Source organism: Actinoplanes oryzae, from assembly GCF_030757795.1.
Lineage (GTDB): Bacteria > Actinomycetota > Actinomycetes > Mycobacteriales > Micromonosporaceae > Actinoplanes.
Genome location: NZ_JAUQWH010000002.1, coordinates 35,640 through 55,898, shown reverse-complemented (window position 1 = coordinate 55,898; position 20,259 = coordinate 35,640). Strand labels below are relative to the sequence as shown.

Here is a 20,259-nt window from a genome sequence, read left to right as displayed (position 1 = left end):
GAGCCACGTACGACAGCGACGCGCCGTGGCGGCGAGGCACACTGGCAACGTGCGAATCACGTCCGCCCTCATCGACCCGGCGCTGCTGGACCTGCCGTGGAGCGTGCCGCTCGAGGAGTGGCCCGCCGATCACCTGGTCGCGCTCCCGCAGGGCATCTCGCGGCACATCGTCCGGTTCGTCAAGCTCAACGACACGGTCTACGCGCTCAAGGAGACCCGGGAGAAGATCGCGGAGAAGGAGTACGACCTGCTGCGTGCCCTGGAGCGCATCGACTTCCCGGCCGTCGAGGCGGTGGGCATCGTCACCGACCGCACCGACGAGCAGGGCGAGCCGCTGGAGAGCGTGCTGATCACCCGGCACCTCCAGTTCTCCCTGCCCTACCGCGCGCTCTTCTCGCACGTGCTGCGCCCCGAGACGATGAACAGGCTGCTCGACGCGCTGGCGGCGCTGATCGTCCGGATGCACCTCACCGGCTTCTCGTGGGGCGACTGCTCGCTGTCCAACACGCTGTTCCGGCGCGACGCGGGAGCCTTCGCGGCCTACCTGGTCGACGCGGAGACGGGCAACCTCTACCCGAAGCTGTCGGAGGGCCAGCGCAGCGAGGACATCGAGATCCTGCGGCTCAACATCTTCGGCGAGTGCCTCGACCTCGAGGCCGCCGAGCTGCTGCACGAGTCGATCGACCCGGAGGCCGTGGTCGACGACATCGTCGCGCGTTACGAGCGGCTGTGGCACGAGGTCACCTACGAGCAGGAGATCGGCCGCCGCGACGCCCGCCACGACATCGAGGGCCGGATCCGCCGGCTCAACGAGCTCGGCTTCGACGTGGCCGAGGTCGACATGTCCACGGTCGACGGCGGCTACCGGGTGCGGCCGAAGGTCGTCGACGCGGGCTACCACACCCGCCGGCTGCTCCGCCTGACCGGCCTCGACGCGGAGGAGAACCAGGCTCGGCAGCTGCTCAACGACCTGGACACGTACAGGGCGGAGAGCGATCTCACCGACGAGCAGCAGGCCGCGCACCGCTGGCTGACCGAGGTCTTCGAGCCGGTGGTGCGGGCGGTGCCGGCCGCGATGCGCCGCAAGCTCGAGCCGCAGGAGATCTTCTCGCAGATCATCCAGCACAAGTGGCTGCTCTCCGAGCGGGCGGGCCGCGACGTGGGCATGGGCCCGGCGGTGCAGTCCTATCTGACCGACGTGCTCGTCCACAAGCCCGACGAGCAGGCCGTCCTGGGTGTCGAGGTCGGGGCGCTCCCCTAGAAGGCCTCTTCGAGCGCGGGCGGGCTGGCCTGCTCGGCGAGGGCGCGCAGGCCGGCGCGGCGGGCGACGATCATGACGCGGTCGCCGGGGACGAGGACGCGGCGCGGGTCGGGGGCGTAGTCGACCCACTCCTGCCCGGCGGCAGCCAGGCCGATCACCCGGACGGCCGGCGGCAGCTCCGCCTCGCCCAGCGTCGCGCCGTCCAGGGGCGAGTGGTCGGCGATCCTGACGTTGGCGATGAGCACCGCGTGCCGGTCGACCGGGATCGTCGCGATCACGTCGCGTTCCAGCATCGCCGCCGCGAAGGATGGCGCGACCAGCCGGGACACGCTGCGGGAGATGCCGATGCCGAAGGCCGTCTCCACCCGCTTCGCGAAGTCGTCGTCGAAGAGCCGCAGCACCACCCGCAGGTCCGGCCGGGCGGCCCGGGCGTTCAGAGCCGCCTGCAGGTTGGTGACGTCGTCGGTGGACACCACGACCAGGGCGCGGCTGGTGTCCACGGAGGCCTGCCGCAGCGTCTCCTCGGCCGCGGCGTCGCCGATGATCAGCGGCACGCCGAGCTGCTGGGCGGTCTTGACCCCGCGCGCCCCGGCGCTGCGGTCGATCGCGACCACATCGATGCCCAGGTCGACGAGCTGGCGGAGCACCCGCGTGCCGACGTTGCCGAGGCCCACCACCACGACGTGATCGTCGCGGCGCAGGGTCGCGCGGCCGCCGGCCAGGGCCAGCCGGGCGCTGACCATGCCCTCGACGACGGCGGCCGTGATCAGGGGCAACAGGGCCAGGCCGGAGATCGTGAGCACCAGCTGCGCCGCCTGGGCGATCGCGCCGCGGTCCTCCTCCACGTCGGCCGAGCCGATGGCGGTGGCCAGGGTCACGTACAGGGACTTCCAGAAGCCGTGGATGTGGTCGTTCTGCGCCAGCACGGTGCCGGAGACGGCCAGGATGCCGAGCGTGACCAGCACCGCCATGCCCAGCTTGCGGTTGAGCGCGGCGCGCAGGGCCCGGGCGAAGACGGTCATCGGACGTCGCCGGCGCCGGCGCGGCTCCGGGGCCGGGCCGCTCGCCTCGGCCAGCACCAGGTCGTCCGGCAGCGGGGCGTCCGGCTCCGGGGGCACCACGTCACCCGACGTGCTCAGCGTGCAGATCACGCGATCCGCGGGAACGTCCGCGCGCTGGGCGACGTGGACAGTGCGGCCCGGCAGGCGTACGTGGGTGGGCACCTCCTCGCCCAGCGACGCCGCGACGAACGCCGGGGCGGCCATCGCGGCGTCCGACAGCACCGCACAGTCGGCGAAGAGGCGGCGCACGCCGTAGCCCAGCCCCGAGTTGAACATCCGGATGACCAGCCGCAGGTCCGGCTCGACCGCCTGGGCGCACAGCGCGGCGTGCAGGTTGACCACGTCGTCCGGCATGACGAGGGCCAGGGCCGTGGCGCCGGCAAGGCCCGCCGCCCGGAAGGCGCGCTCGTCGAGGCGCTCGGAGCGGATGACGCGGACGCCCCGCAGCGCGGTGAGATCCGGCACGTCCGGCCGCAGCTCGGGCGGCACGATCACGGTGAGCCGGACCCGGTGACCGGCGTTGGCCAGCTCCTCCGCGACGGTGAACACCAGCGGATCCGCCCCGCACACCACGAAGTGCGGGCGCGTGTCGTCGGGGCGGGGCAGCTGCTGGCGCAGACGCGTGACCAGCGACCGCCGGTTCGCTGCGTGCGCGGGATCGACGGCCATTGCCGCATCGTAGTCACCCGAGATTCGTTGGCCCTGCGTAAACCCTTCGACCCTGGGAGACACCATGCGCAAGTGGTTGTACGGTTCCGCGGTGCTCGGCGCGTTCCTGCTGTTCGGCATGGCACCCGCGCAGGCGGACGACCGGCCGCAGCTGCCGGACGCCGACGTGGTGACGCCGCTGCAGTCCGGCGAAGGCGACGGCCCGCTGGTGCCCGAGCTGCCCGTCTTCAACCAGGTGCTCGGCAACCTCGGCTCCCCGGCGGCCACGCCGAGCGCTGTGCCGTCCGAGCGGCCGTTCCGCGGCGGGATGCGTCCGGTGGCGGGTGAGGACGACGACTTCCGCTGATCATTGAGTCATGCAGACCTTCCTCCCGTACCCGGACTTCGTCGCCAGCGCCCAGGCCCTGGACCAGAAGCGGCTCGGCAAGCAGCGCGTCGAGACGGTGCAGGTGCTGCGGGGGTTGACCGTCCCCACGTACGGGTGGCGGCACCACCCGGCCGTGAAGATGTGGATCGGCTACGAGGAGGCCCTGGTCCGCTACGGCCTGGACTTCGCCGGGGTCTGGGTCGCCACGGGCCGCGCCGACACCACGGCGGCGACCCTGCTCAGCGACGTCGCCGCGGCTCGCGGACTGACGGAGATCCGCTCGCAGGAGGACCTCGCTGCGGCGGGCGAGCTGCCGCCGTGGCTCGGTGACGAGGCGCTGCACCTGAGTCACCGCTCGGCGCTGGTGCGCAAGGACCCCGACTTCTACGGGCCGCTCTTCGGCACGATTCCGAACGATCTCCCGTACGTGTGGCCGCCGTCGGACCGGGTGCGGATCACCGGGTGACGTCCCAGGAGAGCATCAGGAACGGCTCCTCCTCGTCGGCGCCGGCCCTCCTGTACGTCCGGTGGGCCGCCACGTTGTCCCGCTCGGTGCTCACCCACATGCCGTAGCAGCCGCGCTCGCGGGCCAGCTCCGCGAGCGCCGCGACCAGGGCCGACCCGACCCCGCGGCGCCGTGCGTCCGCGACGACGCCCAGCTCGTAGACGAACATCTCGGTGCCCTTGTCGGGATGGGTCAGCTCGACGCCGGTGATCATGCCGACCGCCCGGTCGCCGCCGCCGGCCTCACCGCCGGCCTCGCCACCGGCCTCACCGCCGGTATAGGCGAGCAGCAGGTGGTGGCCGGGCAGGGCAAGAAATTTTTTCGTGGCGTCCGGCAGCGGCGGGCTGTCGAAGAGATCGGCCGCCGCGTGCACGGCTGCAGCGTCCGAGATCCGCTCGATGCGCATGGCCCCAGCCTAAGGGCCCGGGACTGATGGAGCCCCCGGTCGGAATCGAACCGACGACATCCTGTTTACAAGACAGGTGCTCTGGCCAACTGAGCTACAGGGGCGCGGCACACATACTACCGGCCGCGCGTCGATCGAGGCCAAACGGCCACACGCAGGAAACTTGACCTTGGCAGAACGTGAAAAAAGACTTACGGTGGCCCTACGTGTGGTACGCCACACGTGATTCCTCCACTCGGATCGTCCGGCACGTTCCTGCCGGTGGAAAGGAAGTTGAGCCTGCATGGCTACCGTCTCCTATGACAAGGCGACCCGGATCTACCCGGGTGCCGAGCGCCCCGCCGTCAACGAGCTGAACCTCGAGATCGGCGACGGCGAGTTCCTCGTCCTGGTCGGCCCCTCCGGTTGTGGCAAGTCGACCAGCCTGCGCATGCTCGCGGGCCTCGAGGACGTCGACCGCGGCCGCATCCTCATCGAGGGCAAGGACGTCACCAACCTGCCCCCGAAGTCGCGCGACATCGCGATGGTCTTCCAGAACTACGCGCTCTACCCGCACATGTCGGTGTACGAGAACATGGCGTTCGCGCTCAAGCTGCGCAAGACCCCGAAGTCGGAGATCGACCGCCGGGTCAAGGAGGCCGCCGCGCTGCTCCAGCTCGACGAGTACCTCAGCCGCAAGCCGAAGGCGCTCTCCGGCGGTCAGCGTCAGCGCGTCGCCATGGGCCGCGCGATCGTCCGCGAGCCGCAGGTCTTCCTCATGGACGAGCCGCTGTCGAACCTCGACGCCAAGCTCCGCGTCCAGACCCGCTCGCAGATCGCCACCCTGCAGGCCAAGCTCGGCATCACCACGGTCTACGTCACCCACGACCAGGTCGAGGCCATGACGATGGGCCACCGCGTGGCGGTCATGCTCGACGGTGTGCTGCAGCAGTGCGACACCCCGCGCGCGCTCTACGACACCCCCGGCAACGTCTTCGTCGCCGGCTTCATCGGCTCGCCCGCGATGAACCTCAAGACCGTGCCGCTGAGCGAGGCGGGCGCCGCCTTCGGCCCGCTGACCGTGCCGCTGACCCGCGAGCAGGCCACGGCCGCCCAGTCCGGCGCCGGCAAGGTCACCGTCGGCTTCCGCCCCGAGTCCACCGACCTGGTCGGTGCCTCCGACGGCGGCCTGCCGATCGTCGTCGACCTGGTCGAGGACCTCGGCTCGGACGCCAACGTCTACGGCCACGCGGCCCTCGACGGCGGCTCGGAGCGGTTCGTCGTCCGCACCGACCGGCGCGGCATGCCGAACATGGGCGAGACGGTCTACATCAAGCCGCAGACCGGCGCGCTGCACGTGTTCAACGCCGCCTCGGGCGAGCGCATCTGACACTGAACGACGGAAACGGCGGTTCCCCCTCCCAGGGGAGCCGCCGTTTCCTGTTGCGCGAACCTCGGGATCACGAAGTCCTCGGCGGCGCAGGCCAGGTGGGCGGTGTCCCACGCACACGTCCCGGACCGGACGTCCGAGAGCGCCCCGAGCGGGCGTCACCTGCGCGGGTGAGGCGCAGGCGAGCACGGACGCACCGGCCGCCGCAGCTTCGCCACCGTGAGGGAACTTTCCAGGTCAACCCGGAGCATCCGCTGCCCTCCACGCCGACGGCCGCCCGGCGGGACACGTAACCCGCCGGGCCGGTCCGCGAGGATCAGCCGCGAAGGCGACGCCGCGGCGTCGTTGTGGGCGTCAGCCGTAGATGCGGCGGCGGGTCACCTCGGCGAGGGTCACCGCGGCGGCGACCGACGCGTTGAGGGACTCCACATCCGACGACATCGGGATGCTCACCCGCAGGTCGCACGTCTCCCCGACCAGGCGGGACAGGCCGCGCCCCTCGGAGCCGACCACGACGAGCAGCGGCCCGACCGCGGCCTCCAGCTGGTAGAGGTCGGTCTCGCCGTCGGCGTCGAGCCCGATGACGGTGAAGCCGGCCTGCTGCGCGGTCTTGATGGCCCGGGTCAGGTTGACGACCTGGGAGACCGGGACGCGGGCGGCCGCACCGGCGCTGGTGCGCCAGGCGGTGGCGGTGATGCCGGCCGCGCGCCGCTCGGGCATGAAGACGCCGTGGGCCCCGAACGCGGCCACCGACCGGATGACGGCACCCAGGTTGCGCGGGTCGGTCACGCCGTCGAGGGCGACCAGCAGCGGCGCGGTCTGCTCGAGCGCCGCCGCCACCAGGTCGTCGAAGTTCTCGTACGCGAACGGCGGCACCTGCAGCCCGACGCCCTGGTGCAGCACCCCGCCGGTCATCCGGTCGAGCTCGTTGCGGCCGATCTCCAGGATCGGGATGCCGCGGTCGCCGGCCGTGCGGACGATCTCGGTGACCCGGTCGTCGATGTCGATGCCCTGCGCCACGTAGAGCGCGGTGGACGGGATCGACGCGCGCAGCGCCTCCACCACCGGGTTGCGGCCGAGCAGCAGCTCGGGGCCTTCCTTGGTGGGGTTTGACCGGCGGCCGGGGGCCACGCGCGGGCCCCGGCTCGACATGCGGGTGCCACGCTGCTGGGCCGTGCGGGTGGCCGACGTGCCCCGGCCGCCGCCCTTGCCCCAGGTGGTGTCCTTGGAGCCGGGGATGCCGACCTTGGGGGCGCGCCCCTCGGCGGCCGCCGCGCGCCGCTCCTTCTCCTGCTTGCGGGCCGTCTTCTCGGGGAGCTTCTCGGTGCCGGAGTAGCCCTTGTGCCAGGGCCGCTCGTCGGCGGGCAGGGTCTTGCCCCGGCCCTTGAGCCCGGCGCGGTTCTTGCCGCCGGAGCCCGCCACGGCCCCCTTCTTCGAAGTGACGCGCTTGCTCGCGTTGCGTGAATTGCCCGGCATCAGTTCTGCTCTCCTACCGTCCAGCGCGGCCCGGCCGGAGTGTCCTCCACCTGCACTCCCGCGTTCTTGAGCTGGTCGCGCACCGAGTCGGCGGCCGCCCAGTCCTTGCGTGCCCGGGCCTGCGCGCGCTGCTCGAGCGCGAGCTTGACCAGGGAGTCGACGACGGGCTTGAGGTCGCCGCCGGGCTCGCCGGCGCCCCAGGCCGGGTCCAGCGGGTCGAGCCCGAGCACGCCGAGCATGGCCCGCACCGCGGTCAGCGCGGCGCGCACGCCCGTCTCGTCGTTCGCCGCGAGCGCCGTGTTGCCCTCGCGGATCGTGTCGTGCACGACGGCCAGCGCGGCCGACGTGTTGAGGTCGTCGTTGAGCGCGTTCGCGAAGGCGGGCGGCACGTCCTTGGGCCGGCCGGAGCCGACGACCTCGACGGCCCGCTGCACGAACCCCTCGATCCGCCTGTACGCCGTGGCGGCCTCGCGCAGCGCCTCGTCGGAATAGTCGATCCGGGAGCGGTAGTGCGGCACGCCCAGGTAATAGCGCAGCTCCACCGGGCGGATGCCCATCCCGCGGACGGCCTCGATGTCGATCACGTTGCCCAGCGACTTGCTCATCTTGGCCTCGCCGAGGTTGAGCAGCGCGTTGTGCACCCAGTAGCGGGCGAATGGCAGGCCGGACGCGCGGGACTGGGCGATCTCGTTCTCGTGGTGCGGGAATGTGAGGTCGAGCCCGCCGCCGTGGATGTCGAACTCGTCGCCGAGGTAGCGCCGGGACATGGCGGAGCACTCGATGTGCCAGCCGGGGCGGCCGCGGCCCCACGGCGACGGCCACGAGGCCTCCGCGGGCTCGGTGGCCTTGAGCCCCTTCCACAGGGCGAAGTCGCGGAAGTCGCGCTTGTCCTTCTCCCCGCCGCCCTCGGGCGCGCGCATGTCCGCCGGGTCCTGACCGGACAGAGCGCCGTACTCCGGGTAGGAGGGCACGTCGAAGTAGACGTCGCCGCTGCCGTCGGCGGCCGGATAGGCGTGGTTGCCCTCGATCAGCGCCTGGATCAGCTCGTGCATCTCGGGGACGTGCCCGGTCGCCAGCGGCTCGTAGGTCGGGGGCAGCACGTTGAGCGCCCGGTAGTCGGCGTCGAGGGCGAGCTTGTTCTCGTACGCGATGGCCCAGAACGGCCGCTTCTGCTCGAGCGACTTGACCAGCAGCTTGTCGTCGACGTCGGTGACGTTGCGGACGAAGGTCACCTCGTGGCCCGTGTGGGTCAGCCAGCGGCGCAGCACGTCGTAGTTGACCGAGCTGCGCAGGTGGCCGATGTGGGGCACGGACTGCACGGTGAGCCCACAGAGGTAGATACCGACCTGACCGGGCGTCTTCGGGACGAAGTCCCGGACGGTTCGGGTCGCGGTGTCATGCAGCCTCAGGGTCACCGTACAAGGGTACCGACCCCGGGAAGCGGAAAACCGCCCCGCCCGTACGACCGGGTGAGGCGGTTGTCCACAGACTTGTCCACAGGCCGGATCAGCGCCCGCCGACCGCCTTGTACGCGTCGACGATGCCGTGGCCGTAGAAGCCGTTGAACGACTTCGGGCCGGCGCAGTACGCGTCGTACTGCGGCCCGTAGCCCTCCTGGGCGTAGCTGCGCAGCCGCGGCTCCGGGCACGCCGTCTCCGCCGCGGTCCGGTAGAGCTGCGCCTCGACCAGCGCCGGGGTCATCGTCAGGCCGCCGCGCCACCAGTCGCGCCAGCCGTACTTGCTGATGATCAGGGCCGCGACACCCGCCGCGTGGGGCGAGGCCATCGACGTGCCGGCGAGGTACACGTAGTAGCCGCACTTGCCGGCTGCCGTGCAGCTCTTGAACACGTTGGCCGCGGTCACGTTGCCGTCCGCGTCCACCCGGCCCTGCTCCTGCAGCACCTTGAGCGGGTAGGTCGAGAGGATGTTGTTGGCCGTCTGGTTGTACTGCGGGGTGCCGAAGAGGTCCCGGGTGAAGCCGCCCGGCGCCGCCACGCTGACCTGCTCAGTGCCGTAGTTGGAGTAGACAGCCTTGGCCGTCGACGGGCCCACCGACGAGACGCCGATGACGTGCGGGCCCTCGACCGGCAGCGAGAAGCAGGTGTCGTTGTCGATCGGCCGGGTGTACGGGTCCGACCCGTAGTCCGGGCTGGTGGTGTCCTCCTGCGGGTCGTTCAGGTTGTCGTACTGATTGCCCAAGGCGCCGACTAGCGTCACCCCACGGTGGTACGCGTAGTTGAGCGCCCGCTTCATGCCCGTGATGATCGCCCGCTGCTCCGCCTGGGCCTCGGGGGCGTCGGCCGGGTTCGCGGTGCAGTTGTAGAGCCACGGGTCGACGTAGAACGACATGTTCACCACGTCGAGGCCCACGTCACCCGCGTACGTGAGCGCGTTGACCACCGGGTCGAGGAAGAAGTAGCCGGAGTCCTGGCCGCCCTTGAGCTCCACCAGGGTCACGTTCGGCGCGACGCCCGTGACGCCGGCGCCGTTGACCGACGCGGCGATCGTGCCCGCCACGTGCGTGCCGTGGCCGCCGTCGTCCGTGCCGACCGGGTCGACGCAGCTCGCGACCTCGCACGGGCCGTCGACGTCGACCAGGTCCGGGGCGAAGTTGCGGGACAGCTTGGTGCTGAAGTTGGGCGCGAGGTCGGGGTTCGACGCGTCGAGGCCGGTGTCGAGGACGCCGACGGTGACGCCCTTCTCGCCCTTCTCGATCTTGTGCGCCTTGTCGGCCTTGACCATGGCCAGGCCCCAGAGCTTGTCGTCGAGGGGGTCGGCCTTGACCGCGCCGTGCTTGACGGACGCGCCCTGCAGGCCCTCGGCCACCGGCTCCGCCTTGGGCGCCTGGCCGACCGGCTTGCGGGAGGCGGCGCCCACGAGCGTGCCGGACTTCGCGGCCTTGAGCTTGAAGTCCGCGGCGGCCGAGGACACCCGATATGTACCGACGGCGGTGTTGCGACTGATCACCGTGCCGCCGGCGGCCTTGATCGCGGCGACGGCGTCGGCATCGGACACGCCGTCGGCGGCGACCACTGTGTATTCGGAGGTGGACGTGGCGGGGGCCGCGCCGGCCGAGGTGGTCGGCAGGCCGGTCAAAAGCGCGAGACACGTCGCTGTGGCGACGGCCCCCGCCGTGAGGCGTCTTCTCATGCTCCGCATTCCATCGAACATCGTGATCATTGACAAGAGGTGATCAAGACATCGCGCGGAGCAATCGTTCAGGGGCGGGTCATCCGAAGGACATCAAGTGCCGCATCGAGTTGCTCTTCGGTCAAAGTGCCGTTGGCGACATGTCCGCGTTCGATGACTACCGCCCGGATGGTCTTGTCTTCCTTGAGCGCCTGCTTGGCGATCGCCGCGGCCTCGTCGTAGCCGAGGTGGCGGTTGAGCGGCGTGACAATGGACGGCGACCCCTCCGCATAGCCCCGGGCGACCTCCTCGTTGACCTCCAGCCCGTCGATGCACCGGTCGGCGAGCATGCGCGCCGCGGCGGCCACGAGCTTGATCGACTCGAGCAGGTTGCGGGCCAGCACCGGCAGCATGACGTTGAGCTCGAAGTCGCCCTGGGTGCCGGCGAAGGCGACGGCCGCGTCGTTGCCGATCACCTGCGCGGCGACCTGACGCACCGACTCGGGCACGACCGGGTTCACCTTGCCCGGCATGATCGACGAGCCCGGCTGCAGGTCGGGCAGGCGCAGCTCGCGCAGGCCGGCCCGGGGACCGGAGCCCATCCAGCGGATGTCGTTGACGATCTTGTAGAGGCTGACCGCGACGACACGCAGCTGGCCGGACGCCTCGACCAGGCCGTCCCGCGCGCCCTGCGCCTCGAAGTGGTTGCGCGCCTCGGTCAGCGGCAGGCCGGTCATCTCGCGCAGCCGCTCGATCACCGCCGGGGCGAACCCGGGCGGCGTGTTGACGCCCGTGCCCACCGCCGTGCCGCCGAGGGGCAGCTCGGCCAGGCGCGGGATCGCGGCGGTCACCCGGTCGATGCCGTAGCGGATCTGAGCCGCGTAGCCCGAGAACTCCTGGCCCAGCGTCACGGGCGTCGCGTCCATGAGGTGCGTGCGGCCGGACTTCACGACCTCGGCCCACGCCTCCGCCTTGGCCTCGAGCGCCCGGGCGAGGTGGTCGAGGGCCGGGACCAGGTCGGCGGACACGGCCTCGGTCGCCGCGAGGTGGATCGAGGACGGGAAGACGTCGTTGCTGGACTGCGACGCGTTCACGTGGTCGTTGGGGTGCACCGGCCGGCCCAGCTCGCGCGCCGCCAGGGTGGCGATGACCTCGTTGGCGTTCATGTTGGACGAGGTGCCCGAGCCGGTCTGGAAGACGTCGATGGGGAACTGGTCGTCGTAGCCGCCGTCGGCCACGTGCGCTGCGGCCGTCGCGATCGCCTTGGCCAGATCGTCGTCCAGCACCCCGAGCGTCGCGTTGACCTGGGCCGCGGCGCCCTTGATCCGGGCCAGCGCCCGGATGTGGGCGGACTCGAGGCCCCGCCCCGAGATCGGGAAATTCTCCACGGCGCGTTGCGTCTGCGCACGCCAGAGGGCGTCGGCGGGGACCCGCACCTCGCCCATCGTGTCGCGCTCGATCCGGAAGCCACTCTCGTCAGTCGTCGTCACGCCTCCATCCTGCCCCCGGCGCGGGCGGGCGTGCAGTTGATCCGTGCCACTGCTCAGCCGTCCAGGGCGGCCAGCCGCGCGGCCAGCTCGGCGTGCTCGGGCGAGCCCATGCGCTCGAAGATCTCCAGGGCCCGCCGCCAGTACCGGCGGGCCGCACCGGGATCCTCGGCGGACACGCAGTCACCCAGGCCGCGCAGGGCCCGCGCCTCCTCCGGGGCGAACTCCGTCTGACGCGCGATCGTCAGGGCCCGGGTGTGCAGCTCGGCGGCGCCGGTCACGTCCCCCATCGCGTGCAGGACGGCGCCGAGCCCGTTGGAGCCCGACGCGATCATCGGCCACATCCCCGCCCGCTGGGCCACTCCCAGGCCCTTCAGGAACCATTCGACGGCGCTCTCGTACCGCCCGCGGCGCTGGTCGAGCAGTCCGAGGATGTAGTAGGTGTCGCACTCGCCGCCCGTCACCTGGTGAGCGCGCAGCAGCGGAAGGGCGCTGCGCAGCAGGCGCTCGGCGACCTCCAGCTGCCCGAGACCGATCCGGGCCTCCGCGATCTGCGCGAGGGCGGACGCGGCCAGAGACTCGAGGCGCTGCTCGACGGCGGCCTGCAGCGTCAACCGCGTGGAGCGTATCGACTCCTCGTAGCGCCCCAGGGTCCGCAGGTACGAGCCGCGCGCCAGGTTGCGCATGGCCACGACCCAGTTCGGCGCGAAGCGCTGCTCCGCCCGGTAGGCCACCTCGATCTCCCGGAGCGCGTCGGCGGTCCGGCCGAGCCGGGACAGCACCTCACCCATGTTGCCGCGGGCCCGGGCCGCCATCTCCGGGCTGCCGTTCTCCTGCTCGTAGTCGACCACCGCCCGGATCAGCTGCAGCGCCTCGGTGAACCGTCCGGCCCGCACCAGGCCCGAGGCCAGATAGTTGCTCGCCGAGGAGACGCCGGGGCCGTCGCCTGCCGCACGGGCCGCGGCCAGGGCGGCGGACTGCGTGGCGATCGTCTCGTCGAGGTGGCCGCCGTAGAACAGGAAGTGCCAGTTGACCCGGGCGAGCCGCCACGCCTGCTCCGCCTCGCCCAGGGCTGCCGCCGTCTGGATCAACGTGGTCAGGGCGGGCTGTTGCTCCGGGCGCCAGCGCGGCTCGGCGACCGCCGCGGCCACCAGGTCGGGCCGGGCCGGGGCGCCGCGGGGAAAGTCGCGCGCCGCCATCGGGTCCTGCGCGCGGCTCAGCTCCGCGGAGGCGTACAGGTGCAGGTCGACGAGGGCTGTCAGGGCACTGTCGCGCTCCTCGGACGGCAGCGCCTCCGCCAGGGTCGCCGCGTAGTGCCGGATCAGGTCGTGCAGCCGGTAGCGCCCCGGCTCGACCTCCTCGATGAGGTGGACATCGACCAGATCGTCCAGGAGGTCCTCGGCCGTGCGCAGCGGGAGGCCCGCGAGCGCCGCGACGGAGACGGCACGGAACCCGTGGGCGGGATGCAGGCCGAGCAGCCGGAACACTCGCTGCCCCGCGGCCGGCAGCTGCTGGAAGGACAGTCCGAAGGCACCGGCGACCGTGCGGGTCTCCGCGGCCAGCTCCGGCAGCAGCGAGTCCCCCAGCCGCCGGACGAGGTCGGCCACCGCCCAGCGCCGGCGGTGGGCCAGGCGCGAGCCCGCCAGGCGGATCGCCAGCGGCAGGCAACCGCAGAGCCGCACCAGCTCCAGCGCGGCCGCCGGCTCCATGGCGACGCGCTCGCCGACGATGCGGCCGAGCAGCGCGACCGCCTCCGGCTCGTCGAGCACCTCCAGCACCTCGGGGTGGGCATCGTCCAGCCCGGTGAGCCGGCGTCGGCTGGTCACCAGGCAGAGGCTGGTGGGCGAGCCGGGCAGCAGGCGGATGACCTGGTCGCTGGACGCCGCGTTGTCGAGGACGATCAGGGCCCGGCGGCCGGCCAGCTCGGAGCGCCACAGCGCGGCCCGGCCGTCCTCGTCCGGCGGGATCCGGCCCGGCGGCACGCCCAGCTGTCCCAGCAGCAGCAACAGCGCCGCCGCGGGCTCGACCGGGGCATGGTCGCTGTGCCCGTGCAGGTCCAGGAAGAGCTGGACCTCGGGATAGGCGTCGCCGACCAGCTCCGCGACCCGCAGGGCGAGCGTCGTCTTGCCGCTGCCCGCCATCCCGTCGATCGTCAGCACGGACCGGTGCCCGGCCCCGCGCACGAGTCGCGCCAGGACCTCCGCACGGCCGGTGAAATCGCCGACCGTACGCGGCAGCGTGCGCACCGGGCCCGCGGGTGCCCACTCCCGGGCCGCGGCCGCCGCCTCCCCGGTCAGGATCAGCCGGTGCAGCTCCTGCAGGGGCCGGCCGGGCTCGATGCCGAGCTCGTCGCGCAGCAGCTGCCGGGCCCGGCGGAACTCGGCCAGCGCGTCGGCCTGCCGCCCGAGCCGGTGCAGCGCCAGCATCAGCTGACCGCGGAGCCGCTCGCGCAGCGGATAACGCTCGGCCAGCCCGGTCAGCTCCGCCACGATCTCCCGCTCGTGCCCGGCGGCCAGCTCCAGCTCGACCCACTCCTCGGCCGCCGTGGCGTGCTGCTCGTCGAGCACCGCGGCCTGCTGACGCACGGCCGGAGCGTCCAGCCCGGCGAGGGCGGGCCCGCGCCACAGCTGCAGCGCCTCCCGGAGCAGCTTCGCGCCCTGCTCCGCCCCACCGCTGCGGGCGCGGGCGACGAGCCGGAGAAACTCGGTCAGGTCCAGCTCGTCGACGCCGGCCTCGATGGCGTATCCCGCGGGGTCGGTGCGGATCGCGCCCTCCGGCAGCACCCGCCGGAGCCGGGACACGCAGGTCTGCAACTGCCCCCGCGCGGTCGCGGGGGCGCCGGCTCCCCACACCGCGTCGATCAGCTCGTCGCGTCCGACGATCCGGCCGGCCCGCAGCAGGAGCATCGCCAGCACGATGCGATCGCGCCCGGCCGTGATCGGCACCTCACCGACCGTGCCGCTCACGCGCAGCGGCCCCAGGACGCCGTACCGCATCGCATCTCCCGTCCCAGCCGCCGTTCGGCCTCGACGATAAACCTGTGAGAGCGGAACGACAGCGGGACGAGAGTGGTGTCCCGCACCATGAACCCTCAGGTCGTTCCGCCTCGGCTGAACCCTCACGCCCCCAGCGGAGGCGGAACGGCTGCAACGGGGGTGCGCAGCCCTTCACCACGTGGTGAGCGGGCTGTCCGCGAAAGGCCCCGGCCGCCACCCGGCCGGGGCATGGCGGTTGGACGCTGTGCGGCTGCGGACGTATCGTCGCGGGGTTTGGACGTCCCCGACGAACAGGATCTTTGTCATGCGACGTGCCCTGGTTGCCGCCACTCTCGGTGGCCTGCTCCTGCTCGGCGCGGGCTGCTCCGGCGGCGATGAGCCGGACACCGCGAGCGAGGCCCCGTTGGACACGCCCACGACGGCGGTCACGACCACCAGCCCGCCGCCGGACTACTCGGCGAACACAAAATCCGTCTGCACGAAGCTCGACAAGATCTTCGACACCGAGATCAAGTCGCTGGGCAGCGAGCTCGGGAAGATGATCGCCTACAAGGAGGCGGATCAGGACGACAACGTCGAGACCGCTCGCAAGGCCGCGGCCAAGCAGCTGAAGGACATCGGCGCCCAGGTGCGCAAGGAGTCCGCGGCGGCGCAGGACCCGGACATCAAGCAGGCGGCGGCGCAGTCGGCGAGCAAGTTCACCGAGAGCGCCGGCGACGAGGCCTTCTTCAACAAGATCAAGACGATGAAGGACCTCAACACGGTCCTCAACAACCAGATGGCGGACTGGCTCAACCCGGTCGTCGGCCTCTGCGCGTGACCTCGCGGGCCGGGCTGCCCCACGACGACCAGGGCCGGGCGACCACGTGACCTCGCGGGCCGGGCGACCACGTGACCTCGCGGGCCCGGCGAGCTCGTGACCTCGCGGGCCCGGCAAGCGCGTGACCTCGCGGGCCCGGCTGCCACGCGGCGGCCGGGCCCGGATGCCGGTCAGCCGCGGGTGGCGGTGCCGGCAGTGACGGTGCCGACGCGCGTGCCCGAGAGGGTGCCGCCGGTGTAGAGGCCGCCGCCCACGGCGGTGCCCGAGACGGTGCCGCCCGTGTAGATCACGTAGGTCGTGCCCCGGGTGATGCCGGTGCCGGAGAAGACCACGCCCTTGAAGACCTTGGTGGGCTGGAACGACGCGATCTGGGTGCCCGCGCTGGTGGCGAGGTGGACCACCGTGCCGGCCGGCTGGTTGGCGGTGAACGCGTACGAGATCCAGCCCTGACCCGACGCCGGCAGCTGGCTGGTGGTGGCGCTCAGCCCCGTGGACAGGACCGTGCCGCCCGTGATGGTCAGGGCGCCGTTGGAGTCGAGACCGCCCTCGCCCCCGCCCCGCGTCGGAGAGCCGGCCACCACGACCGTGCCGCCGGAGAGGGCCAGCGTGCCGTTCGAGTCGAGCCCGTCGGTGCCGCCGCTGACCACCACCGTGCCGCCCGAGACCGCGATCGTGGCGTTCGGGGCGGTCTGCATCTCCGGCACCCCCTCCTCCGACGCGTTGACGGCGTCATCCGTGGCGGTGGCGTTGACCGTGCCGCCGCTGATCAGGACCTTGAGCCCCTCCAGCCCCTCGTACGACCGGGTGACGCTGACCGTGCCCGCCGAGATCGCCAGCGTGCCCTCGGCGTGCACACCGTCGTCCCCGGTGGCGACCGTCGTCGTGCCGCCGTCCACGGTCAGGGCGGCGTCGGAGTGGACGCCGTCGTCGGAGGCGTCCACCGTGGTCCGCCCGTCGCTGATCACCACGCTGACCCCGGCCTTGAGGCCCTTGGCGGAGGCGTCGCCCGGGGTGACCGTACTGCCGCCGCCCGACTTCGCGGTCAGGGTGCCGCCGGAGACGATCACGTCTGTCTCGGCGGTGACCGCGTCGCCGGTGGCCGTGGCGGAGGCCGTGCCTGCGGCGACCGAGACGTAGCCGCGGGTGGCGTCCTCGTCGTTGTCCGATTTGAGGCCGTCCCCGCCCGCGGTCACCGTGGTGCTGCCGCCCTGCACGACGAGGTAGTCCTTGCCCCGGATGCCGTCGTCGACGGCCGTCACCTGGAGAGTGCCGCCGTTGACGACGAGCCCGTCCGCGCTGGCGATCCCGTCGTACGCGTTCCCCGTCACGGCGAGCGTCCCGTTGCCCGTGATGGTCAGGTTGCTCGCGCTGTAGAGGGCGGCGTTGGCCGGATCGGTGCTCGCGTGCGTGGCCGCGTCGCTGATCCGGTTGGTGGTGCCGTCGGCCAGCACGATCATCACCTCGGGCGCGGCGACCACGTCGAGCGGCGCCGCGGTCGAGTTCGCCAGGGTCACGCCGTTGAGGATCAGCCGCACGATGCCGCTGCCGGTACTGTTCACGACGATCCGGCCATTGGTGAGCGAGCCGCTGAAGGAGTACGTGCCGGCCGCCGCGACGGTCACCGTGCTGCCCGCCACGGTGACGCCCGGAGCGGTGGTCGTGGCGGTCGACCCGGTGAGGGTGACAGGCCGTACGTCGGCGCTGCTCCACACGTAGTCGGCCGCGTCGTCGTGATCGGGCGCGTTGGCAGCCAACGCCTGAGCAGCGGCCGGGCCCGCGACGAGGGGGGCAGCCGCCGGGCTCGCGGCGGAAGAGGCAGCCAACGGGCCCGCGGCAAGGGCGGCAGCCGAAGAGCCCGCGGCCAGCGCGGCGGCCGGAGGGGCGGCCGCTGTCAGCGCCAGGACGGCGGGGAGGACGAGGATTCGGCGCATCGGTCAGTCCTGTCTGTCGTGTGCGAGGGTCAGCCAGCTGGATCCGGCCGGGGCGATCGGCGCCCCGGCGGCGGTGAAGTGGCGGCGCAACGTGCGGCGCCACGGCGTACTCGGCAGGTCCGGGCGCAGGGCGGCCAGCCCGGTGGCGTACTTGGAGATGCGGACCGGGCGGTGCCCGAGCGCCCACAGCAGGCGGTCCGCCGGGGACGGCACCGATCCGGTCTTGGTCTCGATCACGGCCAGGTGCGGCGTGCCGAGGCGGTGACCCCCGGACTCCCAGGCGAGATCGACGTCGACGGTGACGCGGCTGCCCGAGGCCGGCAGATAGAGCGTGGTCCGCCGGTAGCGCGTGACCAGCGTCGGAGCGAACGCCAGCTCGGTGTGCCCGGGAATCGCCAGCGGCTCGAGCCGGTCGTCCACGAAGGACCGCCCGGGCGTGACGGTGGCGTGGTGGTCCGTCCGGTACGGCCGCCGGTCCTTCACCGTGCCGCCGCGGGCGCCCTCCGTCTTCACCTCGAGCCAGCACGAGGCCGAGTCGAGGTACGTCCGCGTCCGGATCTTGAACCGGCGCCGCCGCTGATAGGCCGCCAGCCGGTAGCTCGTCAGGTCGTCGGTGTCGAAGTACACCGAGTGGTAGCGGAACGACCGCAGCCCGTCGATCTCCAGCACCCGCGCGGCGCCATCGAGCTCGCCGAGCAGGACGTCGACGGTGGCGCGCGGGACGGCGTACTTGCGGTCCATCCGGGTCTGCAGCTCGGCGAGCTCGATCAGCTCGGCCAGCCCGATCGCCGGCATCATCGCCGCACACCGGCCGGCTCCGGCTCGCGGACACCCGCGCGGCGCGCGAAGCGCACGTCCACCACGGTGGTGTCGTTCGCGAGATCGAGGCGCTCGATCGCGGCCTGGTGCACCCGGGCGCCGAGGACCCCTTCGAGGTACGCCACGAGCGCCACCTGGTCGGTGAAGGCCCGGTCCAGCACGACGACCTGGTGCTGGTAGTCGCGGAACAGCCGCGGATGATCGCCCGCGTAGACGACGAGCAGGATCAGTGCCATCAGGCTCGGGCCGAGCCACAGGACCGACTCGCTCAGCGGGCCGAGGATGCCGAGGGCGAGCGCCGAGAAGTAGTACGCGACCTCGTGCTGGCCCAGCTCCGTCGACCGCAGCCGGATGATCGACAGCACGCCGAAGAGCCCGAGCCCCAGCCCGGCGCCGACCGTGGCGCTGCTCAGCGACCAGGTGACCGCCAGCACCCCGACGTTGACGCCCAGATAGGCCGCCACCAGGTCCCGGCGCCGGTGGCGCGGGAAGTAGAGGCCGAAGACCAGGATCCCGGCCGCCAGCAGATCCGCACCGAACAACACGAGCCGCGCCATGACGTACGGACCTCCCAGCCTCCCCGCCGGGCGAACAGTCCGTGAACGGAAGTGGGCCCGGCGGTGTCTAATCGATTAACGTCGATTTCCGACCCTAGGGCCCACCGGCTGAACTCAACCTCAAAGTTCGCTGTGAATCGACGTTTGTCGATTAGATGGCCCGTACGTAGTCGACGATCAGCTCGGGGGTGTGCCCGGCCGCGCCGCGCCCCGGGAAGTCGAAGACGGCGAGCATGAGCTGCATCGGATAGTTCGGCGACCGGTCGATCCGCTTGACGGTCCGCCCGTCGATCGAGAACGTCGCGGCGCCCGGCCGCCAGTCGACGGCATAGACGTGGAAGTCGCCCGGGTCCAGCGGCTGCCGCTCGGCGGACCAGTCCTCGGTGAGCCCCGGGTCGCGGAACTTGTGCAGGCCGACACCGACCTCGCAGCCGTCCGGCCGTACGGACGAACCGAAGACCTCCATCACGCACAGCTCGCCGGAATGCTGGGGTTTGTCCTCCACCCCCGCCAGCCAGAAGGCCGCCATGGACCGGGGCGACAGCACCGCCCGCAGCCGCGCCTCGATCCGCCCGTAGAGCGGCGTGTGCCCCCAGAAGCCGCACTCCTCGGCGACGAGCAGCCCCTCCCGGAACGGCTGCCCGCCGATCGGGCTGCCCACCGGCCCGGACACACACGCGCTCTGCACGCCGGACACGCGCAGCGGCTCGGGATGCAGCTCCTCGCACCAGAGCCCCTGCTCGGGCGGGATGCTGAGCCGCAGCTCCCCGCCCGAGACGACGTAGGTCGCCGTGGTGGCCGCACGGGAACTCCAGTGCGGCAGGTAGTGCGGCAGCCACAGATCGGTGTTCAGCGCGTCCCCGGCGAACGTCTCCTCCATGCCGGGAACGCTAGTGGCCGACGAGCCGAGCGTCACGCCGGATCAGCGGGGCGCCCTGGTCAGTCGCGGGCCAGGCCGGGCGGGAGGGCGTCCTCGTCGGTCGTCACCCGGCGGGCGTTGAGGTGCGGCTCACGGCACAGGGCAGCGATCAGGTCCTCCGGGCCGCCGACGCAGGTCCAGACGTCGTCCCACAGGGCCGAGACGAGCCAGGTGCGGTCCTGCGGGAAGAACAGGTCCGGGAGGGCGCCGTCGCCGCGCATGTGGCCGCGGCGCCAGGTGAGGGTCTGGGCGGGGCCGGCTTGCACGAGGACGTAGGGCCAGTCCGCGTACAGGGGGACGCGCGGGGCCCGGTCGAAGACGACGTCGTGGGCGCCGGTCTCCAGGTAGCCGAGCCACCACGGCTGGTCCGCGGTGTGGCGCGTCAGGGTGTCGATGACTGCGCGCTCGTGGACGTCGATGGGCACGGACTCGTCCCAGTGCAGGGTCGCGTACGCCGGGAAGACCGGCGGGATCGCGGACGTCACCG

Annotated in this window: 17 protein-coding genes and 1 tRNA gene; 5 read left to right on the top strand and 13 right to left on the bottom strand. The window is 72.3% G+C overall.

Annotated features, from left to right (window positions below; translation table 11 throughout):
• Positions 1–49: 49 nt before the first annotated feature.
• Positions 50–1,261 (top strand): DUF4032 domain-containing protein, encoded by a 1,212-nt coding sequence (locus RBH18_RS01190; RefSeq protein WP_306203921.1) that lies wholly within the window; start codon positions 50–52, stop codon positions 1,259–1,261.
• Here the strand turns inward: RBH18_RS01190 and RBH18_RS01185 are convergent.
• On the bottom strand, positions 1,258–2,991 hold the full coding sequence (locus RBH18_RS01185; RefSeq protein ID WP_306203920.1) for a potassium channel family protein: 1,734 nt from the start codon (positions 2,989–2,991) through the stop codon (positions 1,258–1,260). The genes RBH18_RS01190 and RBH18_RS01185 overlap by 4 nt on opposite strands.
• A gap of 64 nt (positions 2,992–3,055) precedes the next feature.
• Here RBH18_RS01185 and RBH18_RS01180 point away from each other — a divergent pair, with 64 nt between their 5' ends.
• Both RBH18_RS01180 and RBH18_RS01175 read left to right on the top strand, forming a co-directional pair.
• Positions 3,056–3,337 (top strand): hypothetical protein, encoded by a 282-nt coding sequence (locus RBH18_RS01180; RefSeq protein WP_306203919.1) that lies wholly within the window; start codon positions 3,056–3,058, stop codon positions 3,335–3,337.
• Between the two features lie 10 nt (positions 3,338–3,347).
• Entirely contained in the window at positions 3,348–3,824 is a 477-nt protein-coding gene (locus RBH18_RS01175; protein WP_306203918.1) for an MSMEG_6728 family protein, read from the top strand.
• Here the strand turns inward: RBH18_RS01175 and RBH18_RS01170 are convergent.
• Together RBH18_RS01170 and RBH18_RS01165 are read right to left on the bottom strand one after the other, a co-directional pair.
• Entirely contained in the window at positions 3,814–4,269 is a 456-nt protein-coding gene (locus RBH18_RS01170) for a GNAT family N-acetyltransferase (RefSeq protein WP_306203917.1), read from the bottom strand. The two genes, RBH18_RS01175 and RBH18_RS01170, sit on opposite strands and share 11 nt — an antisense overlap.
• Positions 4,270–4,296: 27 nt before the next feature.
• A tRNA-Thr gene (locus RBH18_RS01165) sits at positions 4,297–4,373 on the bottom strand.
• 179 nt (positions 4,374–4,552) lie between these two features.
• Between RBH18_RS01165 and RBH18_RS01160 the strand changes: the two genes are divergently transcribed.
• Positions 4,553–5,638, top strand: coding sequence for an ABC transporter ATP-binding protein (locus tag RBH18_RS01160; protein WP_306203916.1), 1,086 nt, complete (start codon positions 4,553–4,555; stop codon positions 5,636–5,638).
• 354 nt (positions 5,639–5,992) lie between these two features.
• Here RBH18_RS01160 and rlmB read toward each other — a convergent pair whose 3' ends face one another.
• The 5 genes from rlmB to RBH18_RS01135 form a co-directional block, all read right to left on the bottom strand.
• Entirely contained in the window at positions 5,993–7,114 is a 1,122-nt protein-coding gene (rlmB, locus tag RBH18_RS01155; protein WP_306203915.1) for a 23S rRNA (guanosine(2251)-2'-O)-methyltransferase RlmB, read from the bottom strand.
• A complete protein-coding gene (gene cysS, locus RBH18_RS01150; RefSeq protein WP_306203914.1) occupies positions 7,114–8,529 on the bottom strand; it encodes a cysteine--tRNA ligase in 1,416 nt (471 codons plus the stop codon). The genes rlmB and cysS overlap by 1 nt, the downstream gene beginning before the upstream one ends.
• Before the next feature lie 91 nt (positions 8,530–8,620).
• The gene (locus RBH18_RS01145; RefSeq protein ID WP_306203913.1) at positions 8,621–10,264 is read right to left on the bottom strand and encodes a S8 family serine peptidase; all 1,644 of its coding nucleotides are present in this window, start codon (positions 10,262–10,264) and stop codon (positions 8,621–8,623) included.
• A gap of 68 nt (positions 10,265–10,332) precedes the next feature.
• Entirely contained in the window at positions 10,333–11,688 is a 1,356-nt protein-coding gene (locus RBH18_RS01140) for a class II fumarate hydratase (RefSeq protein ID WP_372338832.1), read from the bottom strand.
• 98 nt (positions 11,689–11,786) lie between these two features.
• Positions 11,787–14,726 (bottom strand): AfsR/SARP family transcriptional regulator, encoded by a 2,940-nt coding sequence (locus tag RBH18_RS01135; protein ID WP_306203911.1) that lies wholly within the window; start codon positions 14,724–14,726, stop codon positions 11,787–11,789.
• A gap of 304 nt (positions 14,727–15,030) precedes the next feature.
• Here RBH18_RS01135 and RBH18_RS01130 point away from each other — a divergent pair, with 304 nt between their 5' ends.
• Positions 15,031–15,546, top strand: a complete 516-nt coding sequence (locus tag RBH18_RS01130; RefSeq protein WP_306203910.1) for a hypothetical protein — start codon at positions 15,031–15,033, stop codon at positions 15,544–15,546.
• Positions 15,547–15,716: 170 nt separating this feature from the next.
• On the opposite strand, the gene RBH18_RS01125 is transcribed toward RBH18_RS01130, so the two are convergent.
• The 5 genes from RBH18_RS01125 to RBH18_RS01105 form a co-directional block, all read right to left on the bottom strand.
• The gene (locus RBH18_RS01125) at positions 15,717–17,477 is read right to left on the bottom strand and encodes a carbohydrate-binding domain-containing protein (RefSeq protein WP_306203909.1); all 1,761 of its coding nucleotides are present in this window, start codon (positions 17,475–17,477) and stop codon (positions 15,717–15,719) included.
• Positions 17,478–17,480: 3 nt separating this feature from the next.
• Positions 17,481–18,275, bottom strand: a complete 795-nt coding sequence (locus RBH18_RS01120) for a polyphosphate polymerase domain-containing protein (protein ID WP_306203908.1) — start codon at positions 18,273–18,275, stop codon at positions 17,481–17,483.
• On the bottom strand, positions 18,272–18,853 hold the full coding sequence (locus RBH18_RS01115; RefSeq protein WP_306203907.1) for a DUF4956 domain-containing protein: 582 nt from the start codon (positions 18,851–18,853) through the stop codon (positions 18,272–18,274). Before RBH18_RS01115 ends, RBH18_RS01120 begins: the two co-directional genes overlap by 4 nt.
• 151 nt (positions 18,854–19,004) lie before the next feature.
• Complete coding sequence (locus RBH18_RS01110) at positions 19,005–19,733, bottom strand: glycoside hydrolase family 16 protein (protein ID WP_306203906.1); 729 nt, start codon at positions 19,731–19,733, stop codon at positions 19,005–19,007.
• A gap of 59 nt (positions 19,734–19,792) precedes the next feature.
• Positions 19,793–20,257: a hypothetical protein gene (locus RBH18_RS01105; RefSeq protein ID WP_306203905.1), complete on the bottom strand. Its 465-nt coding sequence runs from the start codon at positions 20,255–20,257 to the stop codon at positions 19,793–19,795.
• Between the last annotated feature and the right edge of the window lie 2 nt (positions 20,258–20,259).

What these genes read in the sequence shown, in the direction of transcription:
- RBH18_RS01185 (WP_306203920.1), bottom strand. Translation starts at nt 2,991, where the DNA reads ATGGCCGTCGATCCCGCGCACGCAGCGAACCGGCGGTCGCTGGTCACG.
- RBH18_RS01180 (WP_306203919.1), top strand. Translation starts at nt 3,056, where the DNA reads ATGCGCAAGTGGTTGTACGGTTCCGCGGTGCTCGGCGCGTTCCTGCTG.
- RBH18_RS01175 (WP_306203918.1), top strand. Translation starts at nt 3,348, where the DNA reads ATGCAGACCTTCCTCCCGTACCCGGACTTCGTCGCCAGCGCCCAGGCC.
- RBH18_RS01170 (WP_306203917.1), bottom strand. Translation starts at nt 4,269, where the DNA reads ATGCGCATCGAGCGGATCTCGGACGCTGCAGCCGTGCACGCGGCGGCC.
- RBH18_RS01160 (WP_306203916.1), top strand. Translation starts at nt 4,553, where the DNA reads ATGGCTACCGTCTCCTATGACAAGGCGACCCGGATCTACCCGGGTGCC.
- rlmB (WP_306203915.1), bottom strand. Translation starts at nt 7,114, where the DNA reads ATGCCGGGCAATTCACGCAACGCGAGCAAGCGCGTCACTTCGAAGAAG.
- RBH18_RS01145 (WP_306203913.1), bottom strand. Translation starts at nt 10,264, where the DNA reads ATGAGAAGACGCCTCACGGCGGGGGCCGTCGCCACAGCGACGTGTCTC.
- RBH18_RS01140 (WP_372338832.1), bottom strand. Translation starts at nt 11,688, where the DNA reads ATGGGCGAGGTGCGGGTCCCCGCCGACGCCCTCTGGCGTGCGCAGACG.
- RBH18_RS01135 (WP_306203911.1), bottom strand. Translation starts at nt 14,726, where the DNA reads ATGCGGTACGGCGTCCTGGGGCCGCTGCGCGTGAGCGGCACGGTCGGT.
- RBH18_RS01130 (WP_306203910.1), top strand. Translation starts at nt 15,031, where the DNA reads ATGCGACGTGCCCTGGTTGCCGCCACTCTCGGTGGCCTGCTCCTGCTC.
- RBH18_RS01125 (WP_306203909.1), bottom strand. Translation starts at nt 17,477, where the DNA reads ATGCGCCGAATCCTCGTCCTCCCCGCCGTCCTGGCGCTGACAGCGGCC.
- RBH18_RS01120 (WP_306203908.1), bottom strand. Translation starts at nt 18,275, where the DNA reads ATGATGCCGGCGATCGGGCTGGCCGAGCTGATCGAGCTCGCCGAGCTG.
- RBH18_RS01115 (WP_306203907.1), bottom strand. Translation starts at nt 18,853, where the DNA reads ATGGCGCGGCTCGTGTTGTTCGGTGCGGATCTGCTGGCGGCCGGGATC.
- RBH18_RS01110 (WP_306203906.1), bottom strand. Translation starts at nt 19,733, where the DNA reads ATGGAGGAGACGTTCGCCGGGGACGCGCTGAACACCGATCTGTGGCTG.